Below are 15,765 nucleotides of genomic sequence, written 5' to 3'. Positions count from 1 at the left end.
CGATTGTTCGGTCGCCGACGCAATTTGGCTACAGGCGGCTCCAGGCTGTGGACAAAGTGGCGGCGGACCCCTGGGATGGGTGCAGGACGTCCAGGAGAGGGAGGCAGTGGCCAATGCCGGATGAACAAATGGCCGGAGCGGGCTCCGCACCGGTCCCGCCGGGGAGCGCCCCGGGGGTCACACCGGTACCGGCTGCCCCGCCGCGCGCCCTGGATCCGATCGACCGGTCGATCATGCGGCTGCTCCAGGCGGACGGCCGCGCGTCGATACGTTCGGTGGCCGAGCAGGTGCACGTCTCCCGGGCCAATGCCTACGCCCGGATCAACCGGCTGATCGACGACGGGGTGATCCGGGGGTTCACGGCCCGCGTGAACCACGAACGCGCAGGTCAGGGCGCTTCCGCGTATATCACCCTGAAGATCGTCCAGAACTCCTGGCGGACGGTGCGCGAGCAGCTGCGCGAGCTTCCGGGCGCGGCCCACATCGCCCTGGTCAGCGGGGATTTCGACGTCCTCCTGCTGGTCCACACCCCGGACAACCGGACCCTGCGCGAACTGGTCCTCACCCGCCTCCAGGCCATCCCGGAGGTCCTCTCCACCCGCACCCTGCTGGTCTTCGAGGAGACGGACCTCCTGGACCAGGGCCCGAACCAGCCCCCCGTCACGGGCCCGCCCGCGCCCCAGACGCTGAGCGAGGACTGAGCGCGTTCCCCCGCCCGACGGGCGGCCATACGGGGTCCCCGCCGGGCCACTCCGCGTCCGTCGGCGTCACCACCAGCCGCCCGTCGACCACCGCCACCGCCAGATCGGGATCCGCGGCGGCCACCATCGCGGCGAACGCCCCGGGCGGGGTGCGGTCCAGCGGGAAGACGAAGTGCGGGGCGAAGGCCGTGCCGTACTCCTCGTCGTACGGGTCCCCGTCGGTGTCGACCGTGAAGTTGGCCCGCCAGGCCCCGGCGGCGGCGCCCACACGAAGACGCCCAGGAACCCGGCGCCCAGCAGCGATACGGATTACCGCACCGTGCGCAGGCCGTCCAGGGCCATGCTGACCACGGCGTCGGCCAGCTGGTCGGGGGTGGTGCCCGGGTGCGGGCGGTACCACTCGACCAGGGAGTTCACCATGCCGAAGAGCAGGCGGGTGGCCAGCCGGATGTCGACGTCCGCGCGCAGGTCCCCGTCGGCCGCGGCGGCCTTGAGGAGGTCGGCCACCTGGTGGTCGAACTCGCGGCGCCGCTCCAGGGCCCAGCGCTCGGTCCGGGTGTTGCCGCGCACGCGCAGCAGGAGGGTGACGTACGGCAGCTCGGCGACCAGTACCTCGACCGTCCGGCGCGTGACGTACTCGACGCGCGCGACCGCGGACCCCCGTACCGCCCCGGGCTCCTCCAGGACCGCGAAGAGCCCGTCCAGGGCCCGGCTGACGGCCCGGCGCAGCAGCTCCTCCTTGCCCGCGACGTGGTGGTAGATGGAGGACTTGGAGATGCCCGCGGCCTTGGAGAGGTGCTCCATGGAGGTGCCGTCGTAGCCGCGCTCGTTGAAGACCTGGACCGCGACGGTCAGCAGCGTCTCCGGGGTGTACGTGTCCCGCCTCGCGGTGGTCATCTGGTCTCCTCCGCCTCGTCCGCCTCGTCCGCCTCGTCGTCCCCGCCGTCGGCGCCTTCCGCGTATCCGAGCTTGAACAGGGCCAGCGAGGGCGCGTAGCGGCCGCCCGGACAGCGCTCGTCCAGGTGGTGCAGCAGGTCGTACGCCCAGTCGCGGCCGAGCCGGTCGTGCCATTCGGCCGGGCCCAGCGGGTAGTTGACGCCGAGCCGCATCGCGGTGTCGATGTCCTCGGCGGTGGCCACGCCGCGCGCCAGGGCGTCGGCGGTGAGGTCGATCAGCATCGCGACCGTCCGGGCGACGATCATGCCCGGGACGTCGCCGATGACGGAGACCTGCTTGCCGAGCCGCTGGAAGAGGCCGACCGCCTCGGCGAGGGTCCGCTCGGTGGTGTCCTCGCTGGCGGAGAGCGCGATCCGGGTGGCGCCGCGGTAGTCGAGCGCGAGGTCGAAGTAGACGACGTCGGCGAACTCGACCGCGGTCTTGCCGTCCGCGAGCACCAGCTGGCCCTCCCCCGGCAGCTGGATGTACGGACCCCCGTGGCCGGTGGCCGTCACCGCGATCCCGGCCTCCTCCAGGAGCTCCGCCAGCTGCGCCGCGGGACCGAGGTCGCCGACGATCGTGACCTTGTCCGGCGCCGCCTCGGGGCCGGCCGTGTGCGGCGCGGGCACCTCGGCGCCCTCCCCGTACGGGAACCAGCCGTGCCCGGACTTGCGGCCGAGGCGGCCCGACTGGACCAGCCGGCGCTGCGCGAGCGAGGGGGTGAACTTGGGGCTCCGGAAGAACGACTCCCAGACGGACCGGGTGACGGCCTCGTTGACGTCCTGGCCGATCAGGTCGGTCAGCTGGAAGGGGCCCATCTTGAAGCCGCCGCTCTCGCGCAGGACGGCGTCGATGGTGGCCGGGTCGGCGCCCCGCTCCTCGTACACCGCGAAGGCCTCGGCGTAGAAGGGGCGGGCGATCCGGTTGACGATGAAGCCGGGGGTGTCGGCGCAGCGGACCGGCGTCTTCCCCCAGCTCAGGACCGTGTCGTACGCGCGCTCGGCGGCGGCCGGATCGGTCGCGAAACCGCTGACCACCTCGACGAGCGGGAGCAGCGGGGCCGGGTTGAAGAAGTGCAGGCCGAGGAAGCGGCCGGGGTGGGCGAGGCCGGCGGCGAGTTCGGTGACGGAGAGCGAGGAGGTGTTGGTCGCCAGCAGGGCGTCCTGCGCGACCACCCCTTCGACCGAGGCGAAGAGCGCCCGCTTGACGGAGACGTCCTCGACGACCGCCTCGATGACGAGCGCCGCGTCCGCGAGGGCGGCCAGGCCGTCGGCCGCACCGATCCGGCCGATCGCGTCCTCGGCCTCGGCGCGATCAAGGCGGCCCTTCGCGGCCATCCGCTCGACGCGCTCGCGCACGAGGGCGGCCCCGGCGGCGGCGAGGTCGTGGTCGATGTCGTGGATCAGCACGCGGTGACCTGCGAGAAGGGCCACCTGGGCGATGCCCTGTCCCATGGTTCCGGCGCCGATGACCGCCACAGTGCCGGACCGCTCGATTGCTGTCATGTCCTGATCCTCCCGCACCGGGTTGTCCACAGGTCCGCCGGGCCCTCTTGTCCCGACCGATCGTTCGGTTACTCTAGCTCCAGTCTGCTCTTCTTCACCCGCCCCCGCATCGATCTCAGCCTGCGAACCAGCCTGATCCTGCCCGGCTCAACGAGGAGTTGGTCCCTGATGGCCGCCGAGCTCACCCTCACCCAGCTGACCGAGAAGCACCGGAACACCCTGGATCAGGCGCTCGCCGCCATCCGAAGCCGGGCCTACTGGTCCCCGCACCCCGAGCACCCCAAGGCCTACGGGGAGACCGCCCCGGCCGACGGCCTCGCCGCCTTCGAGGCCGTCCGCGGGACCCGCTTCGACCTCGGCCAGCCCGGCACCGACGGCTGGACGGGCGGCGAGGTGTCCCCGTACGGCCCGGAGCTGGGCGTGGAGTACCCGCACGTCGACCCCGACGTGCTGCTGCCCGCGATGAAGGCCGGCATCGCCGCCTGGCGGGACGCCGGTCCCGAGACCCGCGCCCTGGTCTCCGTCGAGATCCTCGCCCGCATCTCCGCCCGCACCCACGAGTTCGCGCACGCGGTCATGCACACCAGCGGCCAGGCCTTCATGATGGCCTTCCAGGCCGGCGGCCCCCACGCCCAGGACCGCGGCCTGGAGGCCGTCGCCTACGCCTACGAGGAGCAGACCCGCGTCCCGGGGCAGGCCGACTGGTCGAAGCCGCAGGGCAAGCGCGACCCGCTGGAGCTCGGCAAGACCTTCACGGCGGTCCCGCGCGGAATCGCCCTGATGATCGGCTGCAACACCTTCCCCACCTGGAACGGCTACCCGGGCCTGTTCGCCTCCCTGGCCACCGGCAACGCCGTCCTGGTCAAGCCGCACCCGCGCGCCGTGCTCCCGCTGGCGCTGACCGTGCGGGTGGCCCGCGAGGTCCTCGCCGAGGCGGGCTTCGACCCGAACCTGGTGGCCCTCGCGGTCGAGCGGCCGGGCGAGGGCATCGCCAAGACCCTCGCGGTCCGCCCGGAGATCAAGCTGATCGACTACACCGGGTCCACCGAGTTCGGCGACTGGCTGGAGACCAACGCCCGCCAGGCGCAGGTCTACACGGAGAAGGCGGGCGTCAACACCGTCCTCATCGACTCGACCTCCGACTACAAGGGGATGCTGTCGAACCTGGCCTTTTCGCTCTCCCTCTACAGCGGCCAGATGTGCACCACCCCGCAGAACCTGCTGATCCCGCGCGACGGCATCGGGACGGACGCCGGGCACAAGACGTACGACGAGGTCGTCGCCGACCTCGCGGCCTCCGTCGGCGGCCTGCTGGGCGACGACGCCCGCGCCAACGCGCTGCTGGGCGCGCTGGTCAACCCGGACGTCAAGTCCCGCCTGGAGGCGGCCGCCGGGCTGGGCGAGGTCGCCCTCGCCTCCCGCGAGGTGGTCAACCCCGAGTTCCCGGACGCGGTCGTCCGCACCCCGGTGATGGTCAAGCTGGACGCCTCCAAGCCCGACCCGGAGGCCGCGTACCTCTCGGAGTGCTTCGGCCCCGTCTCCTTCGCCGTGGCCGTCGACTCCACGGCGGACGCCCTCGACCTGCTGCGCCGTACGGTGCGGGAGAAGGGCGCGATGACGGTGGGCGCGTACACCACTTCCCCGGACACCGAGCGGGCCATCGAGGAGGTCTGCCTGGAGGAGTCGGCGCAGCTGTCCCTCAACCTCACGGGCGGGGTCTACGTCAACCAGACCGCGGCCTTCTCCGACTTCCACGGCTCGGGCGGCAACCCCGCGGCGAACGCGGCCCTTTGTGACGGCGCCTTCGTCTCGAACCGCTTCCGCGTGGTGGAGGTCCGCCGCCAGGCGTAGCCCGCCGCCGGCCCCGCGGCCCCGCTCCGGGGCCCGGTCCGCGGCCCCGGGGCCGGCCGTCACCGCCTCAGGCGCACTCCGCGGAGCCCGCGGCGGGGGTGGAGGCGGCGGCCGCGCCGGACGCCTCGACCTTCTCCAGCAGCTTCAGGTCGGGGAAGGTGTAGGAGCGGTACGAGGTCCTCACCACCTGCTTGGCCCGCAGCGAGCGCAACGCGTTCTCGACGGTGGCGCGGGAGAGCATGAGCGCCTGGGCCAGATCCAGCTGCGAGGGTCCCTCGACCCGGTAGCCGTCCTCCGTCATGAAGCCGGACCTGTCCAGCAGCTCCAGGAAGAGCCCGCACAGGCGCTGTTCGGCGGGCCGCGCGAACATCCCGTAGACCCGGTCGCCGGTGCGCAAGCGCTCCGTGATCGCCACGCTCACCGCCCGCATGAGGGTGGGGTGCTTGCCCACCATCGACCGCATCACGTTCATCGGCACGGCCATCGTCACCGTGGTCGTCAGCGCCATGGCCAGGGGCGCCCTGGACGAGGCGAAGACGTCGAGGTCGCCGAGGACGTGGCCCTGGTGCCGGAAGCGCAGCGTCGACGCCTCGTGGTGCACGAGCTCCTCCGACACGATGCCGGTGTCGTTGAGGACGATGTGGACCGAGTCCCCGCCCCGGACCGTCATGCCCCGGATGCGCGCCCCGCGCCCGTACTGGCGGACGCGGGACGCCTGGAAGATCTCCTGACACAGCTCGGTGCTCAGCGACCGGAAGAACGGGTAGTCCCCGAAGCCCAGTTCGTGCCGCTTGAAGCGACGGGCGGGGGTCACAGGACGGTCGTACCCGTGCCGGCACCGCCCGGCCGCGCCGGCGACACCGGGGGAGCGACGGGCACCCGGGGGGCGGCGGGCGCGAGGGTCGCGTAGGCCTCCGGAGCGGCCGGGCGCAGGGCGGCCGGCTGCAGCGAGGCGAAGACGGGGGGCAGCGCGAGCAGGACGCCGCCGACCGAGCCGATGACGGCGGGGATCCAGCGCGGGGTGGAGGTGAGGCGCCAGACGGCGACCCCGAGGACGGCAGCCACCAGGCCGGTGATCATGACAGCGCTGAGGAGAAGCATATGAGCATCCCTTTTACTTTGCTGATTCAATTTGATTGGTAGGTGCAGCTTTTTGGCAGGCGCGGGCACGAAGCGCTTGGCGAGAGCGCGGCCCATGTACTCCGAAGGGAGAATAACGGACGCCACCGGTCATCACGTAACGTCTCCCTATGATCACGGAATCGATCATCCTGTTTGATTTCAGGGCGACTTGCCCCCAGGTGGGCGCACATGTTGTCCGGTCTTCGGACCCTCCCGGGCGCCCGGACGGCCGCCCGCCGGCCTGTCACCGAGTGCCGGTACCACTTCCTGAATTCCACCGCGCCGTGCACCCGATTCCGGCCACCGGAGTGTCGAAATGCGTACTCGAACGTCGGTACATGCCCCAGCTCTGGGGAATTTCCTGGCCGTTACCGCACCCTCTCCCTAATGTGAGGGAATCTTCGCCGGGGCCCTGTCGTTAGATACGTCGAGCTGAGTTGAGCCTGGTAGGTGCAGCGCAGCGGTCGGGCGGAGCTTCCGGGGTGGCCCCCCGGACCCGCCCGACGTCACCCGCGTGCGTCTTTTCCGGCCACGCGCTACCGGCCCGTAACACCCTCGTGGGGCCCGCCCCAGTGGAAGAGGGTCATGGCCACGCTGGTGGCCAGGTTGTAGCTGGAGACCTGCGGGCGCATCGGCAGGGACACCAGGTGGTCGGCGCGGGCGCGCAGCTCCGGCGAGATGCCGTGGCGTTCCGACCCGAAGGCGAGCAGGGCGTCGTCCGGGAGCGTGAGGGAACGGATGTCCTCGCCCTCCGGGTCGAGCGCGTACACCGGCCCGGAGGGCAGCTCCTCCAGCTCCATCCGGTCCACGGTGGTGGCGTAGTGCAGTCCCGCCCCGGCCCGGACCACGTTGGGGTGCCACGGGTCGAGGTCGCCACGGGTCACCACACCGGTGGCGCCGAAACCGGCCGCGAGACGGACGACCGCCCCGACGTTGCCGAGGTTGCGCGGGTTGTCGAGCAGCACGATCGGAGCCGGCCGGGGGGTCCTGGCGAGGGCGGCCCTTCCGGCTTCCCGGTCGGGGCGCACGGCGAGGGCGGCGACCCCGGTGGGGTGCACGCGGGGGAGCAGCTCCTTGAGCGCGCCGGACCGCACCAGCCGGGCCACCCCGGGGGCCACGTCGGGGGCCAGGCCGTCGGCGAGCGCCCGTACCGCGGCGGGGTCGTCGGCGACGGCCACCAGCACCTCGGCCCCGAAGCGCAGGGCGTGCTTCAGGGCGTGGAACCCGTCGAGCAGCACCACCCCGTCCCGCCCGACCGCTTCCCGCCACTCCCGGCCGGCCTCACCGAATTCCCGCTGCTCACTCATACCGCCGACCTTACGAGCCCGCGCCGCCCGCCCCGACCGCGCCGTCACGCCCCACCGGTTCCGGCTCCGCCGGCGTCCGGGGCGCGGGGGTCAGGGGGCGGGGCCCCCGCGGTCCGGGCGCGGCCCGGCGGACGGGCCGGGGGCGGGCGGGGGACCGGCCCCGCACGACCCTCGCCCCCACCCACACCAGGAACCCCGTCGGCAGGAACACCGCGTCGGCGGCGATCATCGCCAGCGAGAAGAACGGGAGCCCCAGCAGTACCGCGATCCCCGCGTGCTCCAGCATCATCAGCGCCAGCAACACGTTCTTGACCCGGCGGTTGAACAGCGTGAACGGAAACGCCACCTGCACCGCCACCGTCCCGTACGACACCAGCATCACCATCACCCCGCTCCCCGCGAGCACGTCCGACAGCTCCGGCCACGGCGCGAAGTAGTCCAGCCGGAGGGGGTAGTACAGCGCGGTCCCGTCCTGCCACCGCGAGCCCTGGATCTTGTACCAGCCGGCCGTCGCGTAGATCAGGCACACCTCGGCCATGATGACCAGCATTCCGGCGTTGTGCAGCAGGTTCGCCAGCACGTCGAGGAAGGCCCGCCCCTCGCCGGCCCGCCGCACGGCCCGCTCCCCGGCACCCCGGCCGGGCGCCGCACCGGCATCCTCGCCGGGCGCTTCCCCGGCCCCCTCACCGCCCGCCCCTCCCGGGCGTTCTCCCGACCGCTCGTGCCGGTCGGCCACCCACCACAGTGCCGGTCCCGCCCACAGCGCCGCGAAGGCCGCGAGCCAGCCGCCGCCCAGGCGCCCGGTCGCCGCCCCGTACGCGAGGACCGCGCCCAGCACCCCCCAGAGCACCGGCCCCGCCGCTCCGGCCGAGGCCGAGCCCCGCAGACGGGCCCGCCGCGCGTCGAGCGACCACACCCGCGCGCAGCGCGTGAGGACCAGGTAGACGGCCATGAGGTGGATGACGTTGTCCCCGCCGTCGCCCATGAACACGCTGCGGTTCTGCAGCGAGAGCACGCCGACCATGAAGACGACGGACGTCGCCCGGGTCCGCCAGCCCAGCAGCAGCAGCGCGCTCGCGAGCACGGCGACGGCGTAGACGAGCTCGAACCAGAGGGTGGAGCGCGACCACAGCAGCACGGTGAAGGCGTGGTTGGAGGCCACCAGCCGCTCCGCCAGCCGCCAGCTCCACGGCCCGTCGGGGCCGTAGAGCTGGTGCCGGTCGGGGAACTCGCACAGGAGGAAGAGCAGCCAGGTCCCGGCGAATCCGATGCGGACCACGGCGCTCTGGTAGGGCCCCAGCGCCTCCCCGGTGACCTTCGCGAGCGCCCGTCTCACACGGTCCACCACGGCAGCTCCCGGTAGTACGTCTGGGTGTCGGTCTTCTCGTCGCTCCAGCTCGGCGCGGGTACGGACCGCGTCGCCGAGCGCAGCTGGACGCGCAGGATCCGGCCCTCGCGGTAGACGGGGACGAGCCGCTCCAGCGCGATGCGCCGCAGGTACTCCTCGGAGAGCGCGCCGCGCTCGCCGGTCGGCTTGTTGTCGTCGTCGTGGGAGCCGGTGAAGAAGTCCCAGGCCCGGCGGAGCTCGTTCTGCTCGGTGTGGCTCGGCAGCGGATTGTGCCGGATGGCGGCGCCGTCCTCGGCGGACAGGTCGCGCCAGCCGCTGGTGACGAGCTCGCCGCCCCCGGTGCGGACCTGGGCGCGGACCTCGACGGCGATGTTCTGCTGGAGGGGGTTGGGCGCGAAGAGCTTCCAGTTCTGTTCGAACTCGGGGTAGATCCAGCCGTCGATCAGCGCCGCATTCCGCTTGCTGACCGTGTTGGACGGGGCGACGTGCAGGAAAACGAGCGCCAGATGGGTGCAGGCGGCGACGGCCACGGCCGCGAGGGCGAAGGCCGCGAGGACGCGGTACGGGGCGGACAGCCCGGTGATCCCGGGCGCCCGGGGCGGCGCCTTCCGCGGCTCCGGAGGGGCTTCTTCCACGGGCTCGTGCTCGTTCGAATCCATCCCGCCCCGATCATCCGGCGTCCACAGGGTTGCCCACAGAGGTTGACACCCTACGGGCCGCCGTCTCACCATTGAAGCGGATGAACCGAACGATCGGTCGGTCGGGCGGACGGCACACTCTGACAGGGGGCCGGGATGGTCGCAGTGACCCCGGAAACGGGCACGTCAAGCACAGCGGACGCGCGGTCCGGGGACCTCGCGGATCAGCTGCGGGCGTCCTTCGACGCCGCCGTGGCGGCGGACGAGCGGGTGGAACCGCGCGACTGGATGCCCGACGAGTACCGCGCCTCGCTGGTCCGCCAGATGGCCCAGCACGCCCACTCCGAGATCATCGGCATGCAGCCCGAGGCCAACTGGATCACCCGCGCGCCCTCCCTGCGCCGCAAGGCGATCCTGATGGCCAAGGTGCAGGACGAGGCCGGCCACGGCCTCTACCTCTACAGCGCCGCCGAAACCCTCGGCACCAGCCGCGACGAGCTCCTCGACAAGCTGCACTCGGGCAAGCAGAAGTACTCCTCGATCTTCAACTACCCCACCCTGACCTGGGCGGACGTCGGCGCCATCGGCTGGCTCGTGGACGGCGCGGCGATCACCAACCAGGTGCCGATCTGCCGCTGCTCCTACGGCCCCTACGCCCGCGCGATGGTCCGGATCTGCAAGGAGGAGTCCTTCCACCAGCGCCAGGGGTACGAGCTGCTCCTCGCCCTCTCCCGGGGCACCGAGGCCCAGCACGCCATGGCCCAGGACGCCGTCGACCGCTGGTGGTGGCCCTCGCTCATGATGTTCGGCCCGCCGGACGACGAGTCGGCGCACTCGGCGCAGTCGATGGCCTGGCGGATCAAGCGGCACTCCAACGACGAGCTGCGCCAGCGCTTCGTCGACATCGCCGTCCCCCAGGCCGAGTCGCTGGGCCTGACCCTGCCCGACCCGGACATCAAGTGGAACGAGGAGCGCGGCCACCACGACTTCGGCGCCATCGACTGGGCCGAGTTCTGGGACGTCCTCAAGGGCAACGGCCCCTGCAACGAACTGCGGATCAACCAGCGGCGCACGGCGCACGAGGAAGGCGCCTGGGTCCGCGACGCGGCCGCCGCGTACGCCGAGAAGCACACCAGCACCGGACGAGAGGTACAGGCATGACGCAGAACTGGCCCCTGTGGGAGGTGTTCGTGCGCTCGCGCCGCGGCCTCTCGCACACGCACGCGGGCAGCCTGCACGCCCCCGACGCGGAGATGGCCCTGCGCAACGCCCGCGACCTCTACACGCGGCGCGGCGAGGGCATCTCGATCTGGGTCGTGCCCTCCACCGAGATAGTCGCCTCCTCCCCGGACGAGCGGGACCCGTTCTTCGACCCGTCCGCCGACAAGCCCTACCGGCACCCCACCTTCTACGAGATCCCCGAGGGGGTGCGTCACCTGTGAGCAGCACCGGCACCGAGAACAGCACCGCCACCGCGGCCGTCCTGGCCCTCGGCGACGACGCGCTGATCCTCTCCCACCGCCTCGGCGAGTGGGCGGGCCACGCCCCCGTCCTGGAGGAGGAGGTCGCGCTCGCCAACATCGCGCTCGACCTGCTCGGGCAGGCCCGCGTCCTGCTGTCCATGGCGGGCGACGAGGACGAGCTGGCCTTCCTGCGCGAGGAGCGGTCCTTCCGCAACCTCCAGCTGGTCGAGCAGCCCAACGGCGACTTCGCCCACACCATCGCCCGGCAGCTCTACTTCTCCCTCTACCAGCACGAGCTCTACGCGGAGCTCGCCGCCGGTAACGGCCCGTTCGCCCCGCTGGCGGCCAAGGCCGTGAAGGAGACCGCCTACCACCGGGACCACGCCGAGCAGTGGACGCTGCGCCTCGGCGACGGCACCGAGGAGAGCCGGTCGCGGATGCGGGCCGCGCTGGACACCCTGTGGAAGTTCACCGGGGAGATGTTCCAGCCGGTCGACGGCCTGGACGTCGACCCGGCCGCCCTGGAGACCCGCTGGCTGGACGCCCTGGGCTCCGTACTGGACCGGGCCGGCCTGGCCCTGCCCGACGGGCCCCGTACGGGCGCCTGGGCCGCCGGAGCGGGCCGGCAGGGCCTGCACACCGAACCGTTCGGGCGGCTGCTCGCGGAGATGCAGCACCTGCACCGCAGCCACCCGGGGGCGTCGTGGTGACCGCCGCCGCGCAGACCCGTCTGGAGGCGGAGCTGGCCGAGCTGGCGGGCTCCGTGCCCGATCCGGAGCTGCCGGTGCTCACCCTCGCCGAGCTGGGCGTCATGCGCGGCGTCCGGATGCACGAGGACGGGCACGTGGAGGTCACCCTCACGCCCACCTACACCGGCTGCCCGGCCATCGAGGCCATGTCCGCCGACATCGAGCGGGCCCTGACCGGCCACGGCATACCCGACGTCCGCGTGACGACCGTCCTGTCCCCCGCCTGGTCGACGGACGACATCACGGCCGAGGGCCGCCGCAAGCTGGCCGAGTTCGGCATCGCCCCGCCCCGCCCGCACTCGGCCGGCGGAGCGGTGCCGCTCACCCTGTCGGTCCGCTGCCCGAACTGCGGATCCACCGACACCGAGCTGCTCAGCCGCTTCTCCTCCACCGCGTGCAAGGCGCTGCGCCGCTGCGTGGCCTGCCGCGAACCGTTCGACCACTTCAAGGAGCTGTAGATGGCCGTGTCCGTGCCCCCGGCGTCCGCCGGCAGCGCGCGCCCCGCGCGCCACGGCGCGTTCCACCCGCTGACGGTGGCCGCGGTCGACCGGCTGACGGACGACTCGGTGGCGCTGACCCTGTCCGTCCCCGAGGAGCTGCGCGCCGAGTACCGGCACGCTCCCGGCCAGCACCTCACGCTGCGCCGCACCGCCGGCGAGGGCGCCGAGGTCCGCCGCACCTATTCGATCTGCTCCCCCGCCCCGGCCGCCGACGGCCCGGGCCCGGAGGTGCTGCGGGTGGGCGTGCGGCTGGTGGAGGGCGGCGAGTTCTCCACCTTCGCGCACAAGGAGATCGCCGCCGGGGACGTGCTGGACGTGATGGTCCCGGCCGGACGGTTCATCCTGGACCCGGCCGGCGCCCCGGCCGGCGCGCACTACGCGGCGATCGTCGGCGGCAGCGGCATCACCCCGGTCCTGTCGATCGCCGCCACCCTGCTGGCGGCCCGGCCCGACGCCCGCTTCTGCCTGGTGCGCGGCGACCGTACGGCCGCGTCGACGATGTTCCTGGAGGAGGTCGCCGACCTCAAGGACCGGTACCCCGACCGCTTCCAGCTGGTCACCGCGCTCTCCCGCGAGGAGCAGGAAGCCGGTCTGCCCTCCGGCCGCCTCGACGAGGAACGGCTGACGTCCCTGCTGCCGGCGCTGCTGCCGGTCACCGAGGTCACCGGCTGGTACCTGTGCGGGCCGTACGGACTGGTGGAGGGCGCGGAGCGGGCCCTGGGCGCCCTCGGCGTCGCCCGGACGCGGGTACACGAGGAGGTCTTCCACGTCGAGGACACCGCACCGGCGGTCCCGGCCCGGACGACCGCGGCGCCCGCCCACGGCCGGGTCACCGCCCGGCTCGACGGCCGCTCCGGCACCTGGCCGGTCCAGGAAGGCGAGTCCCTGCTGGACGCCGTGCTGCGGGGCCGCGCGGACGCCCCGTACGCCTGCAAGGGCGGGGTCTGCGGCACCTGCCGGGCGTTCCTCGTCACGGGCGAGGTGCGGATGGACCGCAACTTCGCGCTGGAGGAGGAGGAGACCGAGGCCGGGTTCGTGCTGGCCTGCCAGTCCCACGCGGTCTCCGAGGAAGTGGAGATCGACTTCGACCGCTGACCCTTCCCGCCCCCGCCTCCGGATCCCTCACCGGGCTGTGTTTTTCCCACGCCGTGTTCTATCTTGACGCACCGTCAGATCTGAACGGACACGACCGGGATCCGGTGCGCGCGGGAGGACAGGCAGTGGACTTCACCTTCACCGAGGAACAGCAGGCCGCGGTCGAGGCGGCGAAGGCCGTCTTCGCGGACGTCGCCCCCGACCGCGTGCCCAGCCCCGCGCTCACACCGGGCGCCGTCGCGGAGGAGTTCGACCGGCCCCTGTGGGCCAAACTGGCCGGCTCCGACCTGCTGGGCCTCGTCCTCGCCGAGGAACACGGGGGGGCCGGCCTGGACGTCATCGCCCTGTGCCTCGTCCTGCGGGAGGCGGGCAGGGTGCTGGCCCGGGTTCCGCTGCTGGAGCACTGCGCCACGGCCATGGCCGTCCAGGCCCACGGCGGCCCCGAACTGGCCGCCGCCCTGCTGGCCGACGCCGGGCGCGGCTCGCTCGTACTGACCGTCGCCGCCCACGGCCGCACCGGCCACGATCCTGCCGAACTGGCCGTCACCGCCCGCCGCGAGGACGGCACATGGATCCTGGACGGGGTCCAGACCTCCGTCCCGTGGGCCCACAGCGCCGACTGGATCGCGGTACCCGCCCACGGCGGGGGCGGCGAGGCCCTCCTCGCGCTCGTCCCGCGCGTCACCGAGGGGCTCACGCTCGCCGACCAATACTCCACCAGTGGGGAACGCCTCGCCGAACTCACCCTGGACGGGGTCCGGGTCCCCGCCGCCCATCTGATCGACGCCCCGGGAGCCTGGGACCGGCTCCACCGGATCCTGGCCACCGGCACCTGCGCCCTCGCCCTGGGACTCGGCGAGAACGTGCTCGCCATGACCGGCCGGTACACGAGCAAGCGCGAACAGTTCGGCTTCCCGGTCGCCACCTTCCAGGCCGTCGCGGTCCAGGCCGCCGACCGCTACATCGACCTGCGCGCCATGGAGGTCACCCTCTGGCAGGCCGCCTGGCGGCTGGACGCGGCGACCGACGGTGCGGGCGGCCCGTTGCCCGCCTCCGGCGATGTCGCCGTCGCCAAGATCTGGGCCTCGGAGGGCGTGCGCCGGGTCGTACAGACCGCGCAACACCTCCACGGCGGCTTCGGCGCCGACACCGACTACGCACTGCACCGCTACCACGCCTGGGCCAAGCAGCTGGAGCTCCAGCTGGGTCCGGCCGCCGCGCACGAGGAGGCACTGGGCGACCTGCTGGCCGCCCACCCCCTCGCGTGACGGCCTAGAGCACGAAGGCCGGGTTCCCGCTGTCCGTCACCATCGGGCGCCCCGCGCCGTCCCACGCCTGCATCCCGCCGTCGACGTTCACGGCGTCGATCTCCTGGCGCACCAGGTACTGGGTCACCTGCGCGGAGCGCCCGCCGACCCGGCACATCACGTGGACCCGGCGGCCGTCCTCGATGGCCTCGGTCAGCTCGCCGAAGCGGGCGACGAAGTCGCTCATCGGGATGTGCAGCGCACCCTCGACGTGCCCGGCCGCCCATTCGTCGTCCTCACGGACGTCCAGGACAAAGCCTTCGGCCGGCACCGAGGCGGCGTCCACCGAGGGAAGCGGTCCGAGGTTCATAACTGTCGCCTTCTCTCTTCGCGGGTCTCGCCCGCCAACCTATAGGACCCCGTACACCGCTAGAGGGTCCCGAAGGCCGCCAGCTCCGCCTCGCGCTCGGAGACCTGCGCGAGCAGCTGCTCCGCGATCTCCTCCAGCAGCCGGTCGGGGTCGTCGGGCGCCATCCGCAGCATCGCCCCGATCGCGCTGTCCTCCAGCTCCCCGGCCACCATCGACAGCATTTCCTTGCGACGCGCCAGCCACTCCAGCCGGGCGTAGAGCTCCTCGCTCTCGCTCGGCCGCGCGGCCTGCGGCGCGGGCCCCGCCGCCCACTCCTCGGCCAGCTCCCGCAGCAGCCCTTCCTCGCCCCGCCCGTACGCGGCGTTGACCCGCACGATGAAGGCGTCCCGGCGGGCCCGCTCCTCCTCGTCCTGGGCCAGGTCCGGGTGCGCCCGGCGGACCAGCTCCCGGTACAGCCGGCGCACCTCCTCCGAGGGCCGTACCCGCTCCGGCGGCTTCACGGACCGGTCGGTCAGCATCGCGGACGCGTCGTCGGAGATGCCGTCCGAGTCCAGCCAGTCGTGGAAGAGCTCCTCCACCCCGGGCATCGGCATGACCAGCGCCCGCGCCTCCCGCGCCAGCCGCAGGTCCTCGGGGTCACCGCTGCGGGCCGCCTTCGCCTCCGCGATCAGCGCGTCCAGCTCGTCCAGCCGCGAGTACATCGGGCCGAGCTTCTGGTGGTGGAGCCGGGAGAAGTTCTCGACCTCCACCCGGAAGGTCTCCACGGCGATCTCGAACTCGATCAGCGCCTGCTCGGCGGCCCGCACGGCCCGGTCGAGCCGCGCCTCGGGCCGCTCGTCACCGGAGGCGCCGGGCTCTTCGGGAACTGTCTGCTCGCTCTGCTCGCTCACCCGGCCAGCCTACGGCCAGCGCGGGGCGCCATGTTTCACGTGA

At 72.9% G+C, this 15,765-nt stretch carries 18 protein-coding genes; 8 read left to right on the top strand and 10 right to left on the bottom strand.

Annotated features, from left to right (window positions below; translation table 11 throughout):
* Positions 1-113 precede the first annotated feature (113 nt).
* Positions 114-701, top strand: a complete 588-nt coding sequence (locus tag ACZ5D2_RS01130) for an Lrp/AsnC family transcriptional regulator (protein WP_468926302.1) — start codon at positions 114-116, stop codon at positions 699-701.
* Here the strand turns inward: ACZ5D2_RS01130 and ACZ5D2_RS01125 are convergent.
* From ACZ5D2_RS01125 to ACZ5D2_RS01115, 3 genes are read right to left on the bottom strand one after another with little or no spacing between them, the layout of a single operon-like run.
* Entirely contained in the window at positions 661-969 is a 309-nt protein-coding gene (locus ACZ5D2_RS01125) for a hypothetical protein (protein WP_468926299.1), read from the bottom strand. The genes ACZ5D2_RS01130 and ACZ5D2_RS01125 overlap by 41 nt on opposite strands.
* A gap of 41 nt (positions 970-1,010) precedes the next feature.
* A complete protein-coding gene (locus tag ACZ5D2_RS01120) occupies positions 1,011-1,598 on the bottom strand; it encodes a TetR/AcrR family transcriptional regulator (protein WP_371677676.1) in 588 nt (195 codons plus the stop codon).
* Positions 1,595-3,142, bottom strand: a complete 1,548-nt coding sequence (locus ACZ5D2_RS01115; protein ID WP_468926295.1) for a 3-hydroxyacyl-CoA dehydrogenase — start codon at positions 3,140-3,142, stop codon at positions 1,595-1,597. Before ACZ5D2_RS01115 ends, ACZ5D2_RS01120 begins: the two co-directional genes overlap by 4 nt.
* A gap of 168 nt (positions 3,143-3,310) precedes the next feature.
* On the opposite strand from ACZ5D2_RS01115, the gene paaN reads away from it, so the two are divergent.
* Entirely contained in the window at positions 3,311-4,993 is a 1,683-nt protein-coding gene (paaN, locus tag ACZ5D2_RS01110; protein WP_371677674.1) for a phenylacetic acid degradation protein PaaN, read from the top strand.
* Between the two features lie 67 nt (positions 4,994-5,060).
* Here paaN and ACZ5D2_RS01105 read toward each other — a convergent pair whose 3' ends face one another.
* From ACZ5D2_RS01105 to ACZ5D2_RS01085, 5 genes are all read right to left on the bottom strand, one after another.
* Positions 5,061-5,807 (bottom strand): Crp/Fnr family transcriptional regulator, encoded by a 747-nt coding sequence (locus ACZ5D2_RS01105; protein ID WP_371677673.1) that lies wholly within the window; start codon positions 5,805-5,807, stop codon positions 5,061-5,063.
* Positions 5,804-6,094 carry a hypothetical protein gene (locus tag ACZ5D2_RS01100; protein WP_371677672.1) on the bottom strand — a complete coding sequence of 97 codons (291 nt, stop codon included), beginning with the start codon at positions 6,092-6,094 and terminating at the stop codon, positions 5,804-5,806. Before ACZ5D2_RS01100 ends, ACZ5D2_RS01105 begins: the two co-directional genes overlap by 4 nt.
* A 557-nt stretch (positions 6,095-6,651) precedes the next feature.
* Positions 6,652-7,422, bottom strand: coding sequence for a TrmH family RNA methyltransferase (locus tag ACZ5D2_RS01095; protein ID WP_371677671.1), 771 nt, complete (start codon positions 7,420-7,422; stop codon positions 6,652-6,654).
* 10 nt (positions 7,423-7,432) lie between these two features.
* On the bottom strand, positions 7,433-8,767 hold the full coding sequence (locus ACZ5D2_RS01090) for an HTTM domain-containing protein (protein ID WP_468926289.1): 1,335 nt from the start codon (positions 8,765-8,767) through the stop codon (positions 7,433-7,435).
* On the bottom strand, positions 8,755-9,429 hold the full coding sequence (locus tag ACZ5D2_RS01085) for a DUF5819 family protein (protein ID WP_371677669.1): 675 nt from the start codon (positions 9,427-9,429) through the stop codon (positions 8,755-8,757). Before ACZ5D2_RS01085 ends, ACZ5D2_RS01090 begins: the two co-directional genes overlap by 13 nt.
* 135 nt (positions 9,430-9,564) lie before the next feature.
* Between ACZ5D2_RS01085 and paaA the strand changes: the two genes are divergently transcribed.
* The 6 genes from paaA (at position 9,565) to ACZ5D2_RS01055 (ending at position 14,483) form a co-directional block, all read left to right on the top strand.
* A complete protein-coding gene (paaA, locus tag ACZ5D2_RS01080) occupies positions 9,565-10,569 on the top strand; it encodes a 1,2-phenylacetyl-CoA epoxidase subunit PaaA (RefSeq protein WP_371677668.1) in 1,005 nt (334 codons plus the stop codon).
* Positions 10,566-10,850 (top strand): 1,2-phenylacetyl-CoA epoxidase subunit PaaB, encoded by a 285-nt coding sequence (gene paaB, locus ACZ5D2_RS01075; RefSeq protein ID WP_371677667.1) that lies wholly within the window; start codon positions 10,566-10,568, stop codon positions 10,848-10,850. The genes paaA and paaB overlap by 4 nt, the downstream gene beginning before the upstream one ends.
* The gene (paaC, locus tag ACZ5D2_RS01070; protein ID WP_468926284.1) at positions 10,847-11,581 is read left to right on the top strand and encodes a 1,2-phenylacetyl-CoA epoxidase subunit PaaC; all 735 of its coding nucleotides are present in this window, start codon (positions 10,847-10,849) and stop codon (positions 11,579-11,581) included. The genes paaB and paaC overlap by 4 nt, the downstream gene beginning before the upstream one ends.
* On the top strand, positions 11,575-12,078 hold the full coding sequence (paaD, locus tag ACZ5D2_RS01065; protein ID WP_371677665.1) for a 1,2-phenylacetyl-CoA epoxidase subunit PaaD: 504 nt from the start codon (positions 11,575-11,577) through the stop codon (positions 12,076-12,078). The genes paaC and paaD overlap by 7 nt, the downstream gene beginning before the upstream one ends.
* Positions 12,079-13,215 (top strand): 2Fe-2S iron-sulfur cluster-binding protein, encoded by a 1,137-nt coding sequence (locus ACZ5D2_RS01060; RefSeq protein ID WP_468926281.1) that lies wholly within the window; start codon positions 12,079-12,081, stop codon positions 13,213-13,215.
* A gap of 125 nt (positions 13,216-13,340) precedes the next feature.
* Positions 13,341-14,483: an acyl-CoA dehydrogenase family protein gene (locus tag ACZ5D2_RS01055; RefSeq protein WP_371677663.1), complete on the top strand. Its 1,143-nt coding sequence runs from the start codon at positions 13,341-13,343 to the stop codon at positions 14,481-14,483.
* Positions 14,484-14,487: 4 nt separating this feature from the next.
* Here the strand turns inward: ACZ5D2_RS01055 and ACZ5D2_RS01050 are convergent, their stop codons facing one another.
* The gene (locus ACZ5D2_RS01050) at positions 14,488-14,832 is read right to left on the bottom strand and encodes a rhodanese-like domain-containing protein (RefSeq protein WP_356216684.1); all 345 of its coding nucleotides are present in this window, start codon (positions 14,830-14,832) and stop codon (positions 14,488-14,490) included.
* Positions 14,833-14,891: 59 nt separating this feature from the next.
* The gene (locus ACZ5D2_RS01045; protein ID WP_371677662.1) at positions 14,892-15,722 is read right to left on the bottom strand and encodes a J domain-containing protein; all 831 of its coding nucleotides are present in this window, start codon (positions 15,720-15,722) and stop codon (positions 14,892-14,894) included.
* Between the last annotated feature and the right edge of the window lie 43 nt (positions 15,723-15,765).

It is taken from the genome of Streptomyces sp. NPDC031479 (assembly GCF_055581065.1).
The sequence above is the reverse complement of the archived record's forward strand: the minus strand, read 5'-3'. Positions and strand labels throughout refer to the sequence as shown.

What these genes read in the sequence shown, in the direction of transcription:
- ACZ5D2_RS01130 (WP_468926302.1), top strand. Translation starts at nt 114, where the DNA reads ATGCCGGATGAACAAATGGCCGGAGCGGGCTCCGCACCGGTCCCGCCG.
- ACZ5D2_RS01120 (WP_371677676.1), bottom strand. Translation starts at nt 1,598, where the DNA reads ATGACCACCGCGAGGCGGGACACGTACACCCCGGAGACGCTGCTGACC.
- ACZ5D2_RS01115 (WP_468926295.1), bottom strand. Translation starts at nt 3,142, where the DNA reads ATGACAGCAATCGAGCGGTCCGGCACTGTGGCGGTCATCGGCGCCGGA.
- paaN (WP_371677674.1), top strand. Translation starts at nt 3,311, where the DNA reads ATGGCCGCCGAGCTCACCCTCACCCAGCTGACCGAGAAGCACCGGAAC.
- ACZ5D2_RS01100 (WP_371677672.1), bottom strand. Translation starts at nt 6,094, where the DNA reads ATGCTTCTCCTCAGCGCTGTCATGATCACCGGCCTGGTGGCTGCCGTC.
- ACZ5D2_RS01095 (WP_371677671.1), bottom strand. Translation starts at nt 7,422, where the DNA reads ATGAGTGAGCAGCGGGAATTCGGTGAGGCCGGCCGGGAGTGGCGGGAA.
- ACZ5D2_RS01085 (WP_371677669.1), bottom strand. Translation starts at nt 9,429, where the DNA reads ATGGATTCGAACGAGCACGAGCCCGTGGAAGAAGCCCCTCCGGAGCCG.
- paaA (WP_371677668.1), top strand. Translation starts at nt 9,565, where the DNA reads ATGGTCGCAGTGACCCCGGAAACGGGCACGTCAAGCACAGCGGACGCG.
- paaB (WP_371677667.1), top strand. Translation starts at nt 10,566, where the DNA reads ATGACGCAGAACTGGCCCCTGTGGGAGGTGTTCGTGCGCTCGCGCCGC.
- ACZ5D2_RS01060 (WP_468926281.1), top strand. Translation starts at nt 12,079, where the DNA reads ATGGCCGTGTCCGTGCCCCCGGCGTCCGCCGGCAGCGCGCGCCCCGCG.
- ACZ5D2_RS01050 (WP_356216684.1), bottom strand. Translation starts at nt 14,832, where the DNA reads ATGAACCTCGGACCGCTTCCCTCGGTGGACGCCGCCTCGGTGCCGGCC.